Genomic DNA, 375 nt, shown 5'->3' with positions numbered 1-375 from the left:
TCGGCGAGGGCGTCCAGGGAGTTCTGGCCTGGGTCATCACGAAGATCGGCACCCTCGTCGCCGGCGCCTTCGGCATCGCCTAAGAAGAAGGAGGAGTCGTCTCGTGATCGAGCTCCTGGTCCTCATCGCCATCGCCTACGCCGGAGCGCGCGGTGTCGAGTCCATCACCAACACCGGCGACCGGCGCCTGGACACCAAGGCCGCCGAGAAGACGGTCAAGACGGTCGCCGATAGCAGCCCCAAGGGCGGCAAGAGCACCGTCAAGCCCGGCCCGACCGAGCCGGGCGGAACGTTCAGCGCCGCCGCCCCCCGCAGCGCCACGATCGGCGGGAAGGCCGCGGTCCCGCTCGCGGTCCTCACCGAGACCAGCACGGT

The 375-nt window shown here is 70.1% G+C and carries 1 protein-coding gene; it reads left to right on the top strand.

The features are described 5' to 3' along the window. Positions 1-103: 103 nt before the first annotated feature. A partial coding sequence (locus tag IG90_RS40450) for a hypothetical protein (RefSeq protein ID WP_033895129.1) occupies positions 104-375 on the top strand: 272 nt, incomplete at its 3' end.

Source organism: Streptomyces anulatus (genome assembly GCF_000721175.1).
In the GTDB taxonomy this organism is placed as follows: domain Bacteria; phylum Actinomycetota; class Actinomycetes; order Streptomycetales; family Streptomycetaceae; genus Streptomyces; species Streptomyces anulatus_C.
Note: the sequence above shows the minus strand (reverse complement) of the source record. Positions and strands in the feature narration are given on the sequence as shown.